Source organism: Actinomycetota bacterium (genome assembly GCA_018830725.1).
GTDB lineage: Bacteria > Actinomycetota > Humimicrobiia > JAHJRV01 > JAHJRV01 > JAHJRV01.
The window spans coordinates 1-6,548 of the sequence record JAHJRV010000025.1; the positions used below are offsets into that span (position 1 = coordinate 1).

The following is a 6,548-nucleotide window of genomic DNA, read 5'->3' on the forward strand; positions in this document are numbered from 1 at the left end:
CAACAATTCTGACACGGTAATTGTTTTTTGCAAAATAATTAACAATTGTAGCTGCAGCACTGATAAGATATTCAAAAGTAGATTCTTTGCCACTTCCAAGATGAGAGCCTCTAAATCCATCTACAATAACAGCAACTCTACTAATTGTTGCATCGTCTACTTTTCTAATCATTAGAGTTGAAGTCTTTGCTGTTGATTTCCAATGAATTTTTCTTAAGTCATCTCCGCTAACATATTCTCTGAGGGAATAGAAATCATCACCAATAGGTGAAATAAAATCACTGGATAAAGCTTCATATCCAATAAACCCTACCCCTCCTGGTGAAAATCGCGAGATATTATAGATTTTAGGATATACAAGTATTTCTTGATAATCATCAAACAAAATATTGTTACCAGTAAGATTGAATGAATCTTGACCTCTCATAGAAATTGGACCTATTTTATAGAGTCCTCTCTTATCCATATTTAATTTATATTTAATATTGAAATCTTTTTTAGAAAAATCTGTAGGAATAATAAAATTGTTAGAATTACCAAAATAGGAGGGTAATTGGTCCTTTATAATAGGTATTGAAGTAAATATAGCACCTTTATTCTCAGCATGTAAGTTTACATTTAAAATATTATCAACATAAACTCTTTTATGTTCAATTTGCCTTTTAATAGAGAGCTTATTCCTTATCTGGATAGTAGAAAATAGAGAATATAAAAGAGTTATGAAAAAAGTGATAGAAAGAAGAAGAAATTCGTATGAACCAAAAGCTCGGGCTCCTATATAGCTTAAAATTGATAATAAAAGTATTAACCAGCCTCTAAGTTTAATCATTTACTCCACCTCGGGAGCAGGTATTTTCTTTAATATTTCATTTAAAATATCGAAAGCATTTTCACCATGCATTCTGGCTTCTGGAGTTAATATAATTCTATGAGCTAATACTAATGTGACCATCTCCTTAATATCATGAGGTATTACATAATCTCGACCTCTAATTAGTGCAAGTGCCTTTGATGTCTTTAATAGTCCCAAAGAGCCTCTTGGACTTGAACCCAAATAAAGTTTGTCGTTTTTTCTTGTTTGCTCAACTATGCTTACTAGATAATCTTTAATACTTTCATTTACAAATATAGTTTTAGTTACTTCTATCCAGCGACTAACATCCTCACCTGTACAAACTGGAGATATATCATCTATTGCAGGATGAGTTCCGTGTTTTTCTAGAATTACTAATTCATCACTATGAGTGGGATATCCCATAGTTATATGCATGATAAACTTGTCTAACTGGGCTTCTGGTAATGGGTATGTTCCTTCATATTCAATAGGATTTTGAGTTGCTACAACTAAAAATGGTATATTTAATTTATAAGTTATACCATCTACAGTCACCTGTTTTTCTTCCATACACTCAAGAAGACTTGATTGGGTTTTTGGAGAAGCCCTGTTTATCTCATCAGCCAAGATGATATTAGCAAAAACCACCCCTTCTCTGAAATTGAAATCTTGAGTCTTTTGACTATATACAGAAACACCAGTTATATCTGAAGGTAAAAGATCAGGTGTAAATTGAATTCTTTTTAATTTACAATCTATTGATTTTGCAAGAGACTTAGCCAACATTGTCTTTCCAACTCCAGGTACATCTTCAATAAGGACATGTCCCTCAGCAAGGAGTGCTGTTAAGACATATTCAATTACTTTTCTTTTTCCCTCAATTACCTTCTCAATGTTTTTTATAACTTTAATTATTTCTTCCCGTGTTTTCTTTACCTCGTCTCTAACTCTTGACTCCATAAAATCCTCCAATTAAAAAATACATACTCTGAAACAATTTTAACATAATGTATTTTAACTTTTTTAATTTTCTCCTTTCTCTAAAAACTTTTAAATGTCATTGTGAGCTACTGAAGAGATTGCCACGTCGCTAACGCTCCTCGCAATGACAAATAGCAATTTTTATTATTTATTTTAAACTTTATTTTTATAATAGGATGGATAAATTGTTTTTATATGATAAAATTTTTATTAAATATAAATTTTTTATTTGTAAAATTTTAGGAGTATTAATTTTATGCCATGGTTACCAGAAATTGAAATATTAAAAAAGAAACTAAAAAAGGAATTTATAGGAAAGAAAATATTAAGTGTAGAGTTTTATAAAGAGAGCGAATATTATCCACAAGTTAGATTATTAGAATATGAACTTACCAACAAACACATTCTAAATATAACAAGGAAGGGAAAGTATCTAATTTTTTCGCTTGAAGGAGGAAATAATCTAATAGTAGATTTAAAGGTTACAGGAATTCTTAGATACTTTTCAGAAAAACTTTCCATAAACAGTTATACTCCTATGATTTTAGATATAAATAATAGTTATTTATATCTCCAAAACCTGAGCTTAAGATATGTAAGTTCTATACCGACAATGCAACTGAAGAATAATCAAATATTTAGAAATTTAGGTATTGATCCATTATCAAGTGAATACAATATAGAAATATTTTATAAGGCAACAAACAAAAGAATTGGAATGTTAAAAACAAATCTTTTAGATCCTTCCTATATAACTGGGTTGGGAAATTATTATGTAGATGAAATACTTTTTTTGGCAAAATTTCATCCTAAAAAAGAGATATCAAAACTTAATAGATTAGAGATAGAATCTTTATATTCCAGTATAAATAAAATACTAAATGAAAGTATTAATGTTGAAGGATCATCCAGAGAAGGGTTTTGTTACCTTGATGGTAGTAGGGGGAGCTTTCAAAATAATTTTAATATTTATGACAAAGAAGGAAAACCTTGTCCAATCTGTAGAAAGAATATAAAAAGAATATTCACTGGTGGTAGAGGAACATATATTTGTGAAAATTGTCAGAAATAAATTTAAAACTAATTATCAAAATACGGGGAGAAAAATTCTGAGAGATCTTTATCACTAACTTCTTCACATATATTAATAAATTCTGTGATATCTGCGTTTTCAAACTTATACTCTTCATAATATCTTCTTAATATCTTATACATCACTTCTTTTCCAAGATGATCTTCTAATTTAAATAGAAGTTCTGAACCTCCTTTATAAATTTCAGCACCATACTTCCCAAAATCTTCATAATCTCTTATTGTTTTACTCATCACTTTTGGTGGAACCTCTATAGAACGTGGTTTGCGATGCATAGTTGAAAGAATAATTTCTCTCTCCTCTTCACTGTATTTATTAATAAAATATTGATACGTAGAATATTCAGCAAATGCCTCATCTAACCAGGGCTGATTAATTTCATCATTTCCAACAACTGAGTACCACCACTGGTGAGCTGTTTCATGAGCTATTACATATTCATTGCGATAGGAAGAAATCTTTTTGTCATTATAATCCGCATATTTAATCTGGCATAGTTGTGGGTACTCCATTCCACCAAAATTCATAAAGTTTTGAGCAATTGAGTAATTTTGATAAGGATATTTTCCGAAGAGTTCACTAAAAATAGCAATTGCATCTTTAGCAAAATTTAGGCTATTCTTATTTTTTTCTAAATCTTCTCCTATCAAAAAAGAATAAATATTAATATCATGATATTTATCCTCTAATACACCATATTCCTTACTAAACATAATTGCAAAATCTCTAACTGGATAGGCTTCATATGTATAAGTTATATAATCATCAGTTTTTTTTGTATTAATGAGTTCTCCAGTAGATGCCAAAACATAATTTTCAGGAAGTGATATTTCTACTTCGTAAATTGAACTATCACTATAAAAGGGATCTCCTATAGGGAGAAACGGGTCTTTATGCCAACCATCATCATCATAAACAGCCAGTATTGGACACCAATTTCCCAAGGAGACAACATCTTTGTAATAACCATATCTGTCTGCATTTTTTGGAATATCCTGATAAAACTCAATAGTTATTTCTAAATTTTCATCAGGATTAATAGATTTTTCTAAATCTATTTCACATAAAGTCTGTTCTATCTTGTAATTAGTCTCTATAAAATCAACTAAAAGTTTTGTTATTTCCATTTTCCCTGGAACTATGTCTAATTCATTTAAATCCTTTCCAGTTAAATCGGTTATTATCTTAAATGAATCATCTGAATATTCATCATAAGCTCTTGGATATAGATGAAAATAAAGCTTATCTAATTTATCATACTCAAAATTCGTGTATTCTAATTGAAGCTTACATTCTAGCTTCATATCCTCAGGAAGGAATTTAACCTGAACAGTGTATTCATTGAGTATATTTTTTAAAGACTCTTTATCTTTGAAAGATTCTTTAATTTCTCCAGATTCTTCAATACTATCTGCTTCCCGATCTGTCTCTTTAGTTTCCCCTTCTGACGAAGTAGTTTCTACGGAAGTCTCTGATGTAGTCTTGTCTGATACAGGAAATTTTAAAATATTTTTTAATTGTCTGTAAGCAAATATTACAAAAATGCTTATCAGAATTAATATAAATATTAAAGTTATAATTTTAAAAATTCTTGATTTCATCATAATTTTTTATGGTTTTTTAAATTGTTTTAGAAAAGATGGTATAAGATAAAACATTTAATTTTAGGAATAGTTCAAAGACTAAGTTCTTTGCTTATATTCTGCATTGCTGAGAGACCAAGTTTTACAAATTCTTCCAATTCTAATCCTATTTCTGAGCATTTTTTAATTTGCCCTCTATTAGCACCTCTTGCAAAAGCCTTTTCCTTAAATCGATTGAGAACAAAGTTATGGTCAATTGAAGATAATTTTTTGTCTGGATGAATAAGAGCTGCTGCTACTATCAAACCGGTTAAGGGATCAACACAGTAAAGTGCTTTTTCAAGTAAGGTCGTTCTTTCTATTTTGTGCATATCATTATGAGCTCTTATAGCATTGACTAATTCATCATCAAATCCAATCTTTTTTAGCATGTCTGCTCCTACAATGCTATGCATATTAGGATCTTTTGCAGTTATTTCATAATCTATGTCGTGAAGAAGACCAGTTAATACCCATTTTTCTTCATCCTCACCCAAATTTTCTGCGAGACTTTTCATAATAGCTTCAACAGCAAGCATATGTTTAATAAGATTTTTGTTTTTTACATTCTCTTTAATAAGTTGATAAGCTTCTTCTCTGTTCATTACAAATCTCCTATTAAAAATAAATATTATTAAAGATATAATAAACCATAAAATTAATTATAGATTTACAATAATACATTAAATATTGTCTAGATATGAACCATAATACATTATCGCCGTGGTATTTCTCAGCTTTAGATTTAAACAAACTAATCCAGTGTCCTCAATATAGAGTTTATCGCTATGTTCCTATAACATAGTATAAAATAAATTAAAAAAAATTATAAAATTTTTATTTGGTAGTTTAATAGGTTAAAATAAATAAATTATCTAATAAAATTTGTATATTAAAAATTTATGATGGGAAAATACTTAAGAGATTAAAAGTAAAAAATTAGTAACATTAAAAGTATTATTTATATTAATAAATATGGAAAAGAATCTGAAAAATTTAAAGTATATTGGAATAAGGATAATAGGAAGAGTTAGGGAAACCCACATTTTTTTGGGTGAAAAAAATGATGAAATTGGAAGGTTAGAATTTAAATTTTGGGGAAAAGATGCTGTATATAAATCTAAAAATGAGGAGTTAAAGTTAATAAAAAAGGGATGGTCTACGAAGAGATATAGTTTGATAAAAGAAGATAAAGTCCTTTTAAGTGGAAAACAGGTGTTTTTGTCTCGTAATGCAACTTTTTACTTACATAAGAATGAAAGTTTTAGACTAGGAATTGGTGGATACCGTCGCCCATATATACTAACCGATATAAACAAAAAAGAAGATTTATTTTCTATTGGAATAAAAAGAATTGCTCCTCCTGATATAGAGATAAAAATAATTTCGGATAGTCTAAAAGACATCGAATTTTCAAATTATTTAGTAATACTTACATATTTCACCTGGGTCAGTATAAAGAGATCAAGAATTATAAAATTTTAAATAATAAATATTACTTCACTAAATCAAAAATATTGTAAAATAGTTTTATAGAAATGTCTCAATAAACATACTCAAAATACTTCAAATCTTAAAACTGAAATAAATAAAATATTTAGATAGACATATTATACGAGGAGGAAGAGCGAAACAATGAAAAGATTATATCGTTCGAAAAAGGACAGAATGCTATGTGGAGTATGTGGAGGAATAGCAGAATATTTTAATGTAGACCCAACATTAATAAGGATACTGTGGGTAATACTTTCTTTACCAGGAGTGGTATTTCCAGGAATCTTAGCATACATAATTTGTTGTATAATCATTCCTGAAAATCCTGAACAATAAGAAAAACTGTTTGTTTACATAAAAACATAGAATTTGACAGTGTCACTAATGTATAAGAAGAGATACATCGGTAACACTTTGGTTGTATAATTTATAAAATATAAAATTATAATGAAACTTATTGGATATGAAAATTTTAATTTATGACCGAGAAAAAAAAGCTATAAACTTAGATGCTCAAAAAAAA

At 28.5% G+C, this 6,548-nt stretch carries 7 protein-coding genes; 3 read left to right on the forward strand and 4 right to left on the reverse strand.

The genetic code is table 11. From position 1 onward, the window contains the following. The coding region (locus tag KKC53_01115) for a DUF58 domain-containing protein (GenBank protein MBU2597774.1) at positions 1-829 on the reverse strand (829 nt) is incomplete at its 3' end. Beyond that, positions 830-1,795 carry a MoxR family ATPase gene (locus KKC53_01120; protein MBU2597775.1) on the reverse strand — a complete coding sequence of 322 codons (966 nt, stop codon included), beginning with the start codon at positions 1,793-1,795 and terminating at the stop codon, positions 830-832. It abuts the gene before it with no gap. Between the two features lie 277 nt (positions 1,796-2,072). On the opposite strand from KKC53_01120, the gene mutM reads away from it, so the two are divergent. Beyond that, on the forward strand, positions 2,073-2,888 hold the full coding sequence (gene mutM, locus KKC53_01125; GenBank protein ID MBU2597776.1) for a DNA-formamidopyrimidine glycosylase: 816 nt from the start codon (positions 2,073-2,075) through the stop codon (positions 2,886-2,888). A gap of 8 nt (positions 2,889-2,896) precedes the next feature. Here mutM and KKC53_01130 read toward each other — a convergent pair whose 3' ends face one another. Both KKC53_01130 and KKC53_01135 read right to left on the reverse strand, forming a co-directional pair. Continuing rightward, complete coding sequence (locus KKC53_01130; GenBank protein MBU2597777.1) at positions 2,897-4,513, reverse strand: M1 family metallopeptidase; 1,617 nt, start codon at positions 4,511-4,513, stop codon at positions 2,897-2,899. Positions 4,514-4,584: 71 nt separating this feature from the next. After that, a complete protein-coding gene (locus KKC53_01135; GenBank protein ID MBU2597778.1) occupies positions 4,585-5,136 on the reverse strand; it encodes an HDIG domain-containing protein in 552 nt (183 codons plus the stop codon). A gap of 445 nt (positions 5,137-5,581) precedes the next feature. On the opposite strand from KKC53_01135, the gene KKC53_01140 reads away from it, so the two are divergent. Both KKC53_01140 and KKC53_01145 read left to right on the forward strand, forming a co-directional pair. Further along, positions 5,582-6,016: a hypothetical protein gene (locus tag KKC53_01140; GenBank protein ID MBU2597779.1), complete on the forward strand. Its 435-nt coding sequence runs from the start codon at positions 5,582-5,584 to the stop codon at positions 6,014-6,016. Between the two features lie 150 nt (positions 6,017-6,166). Next, positions 6,167-6,361 (forward strand): PspC domain-containing protein, encoded by a 195-nt coding sequence (locus KKC53_01145; protein MBU2597780.1) that lies wholly within the window; start codon positions 6,167-6,169, stop codon positions 6,359-6,361. Positions 6,362-6,548: the final 187 nt, after the last annotated feature.

Excerpts from the sequence above, each read along its gene's own strand:
- KKC53_01120 (MBU2597775.1), bottom strand. The coding sequence starts at position 1,795 with ATGGAGTCAAGAGTTAGAGACGAGGTAAAGAAAACACGGGAAGAAATA.
- mutM (MBU2597776.1), top strand. The coding sequence starts at position 2,073 with ATGCCATGGTTACCAGAAATTGAAATATTAAAAAAGAAACTAAAAAAG.
- KKC53_01130 (MBU2597777.1), bottom strand. The coding sequence starts at position 4,513 with ATGATGAAATCAAGAATTTTTAAAATTATAACTTTAATATTTATATTA.
- KKC53_01135 (MBU2597778.1), bottom strand. The coding sequence starts at position 5,136 with ATGAACAGAGAAGAAGCTTATCAACTTATTAAAGAGAATGTAAAAAAC.
- KKC53_01145 (MBU2597780.1), top strand. The coding sequence starts at position 6,167 with ATGAAAAGATTATATCGTTCGAAAAAGGACAGAATGCTATGTGGAGTA.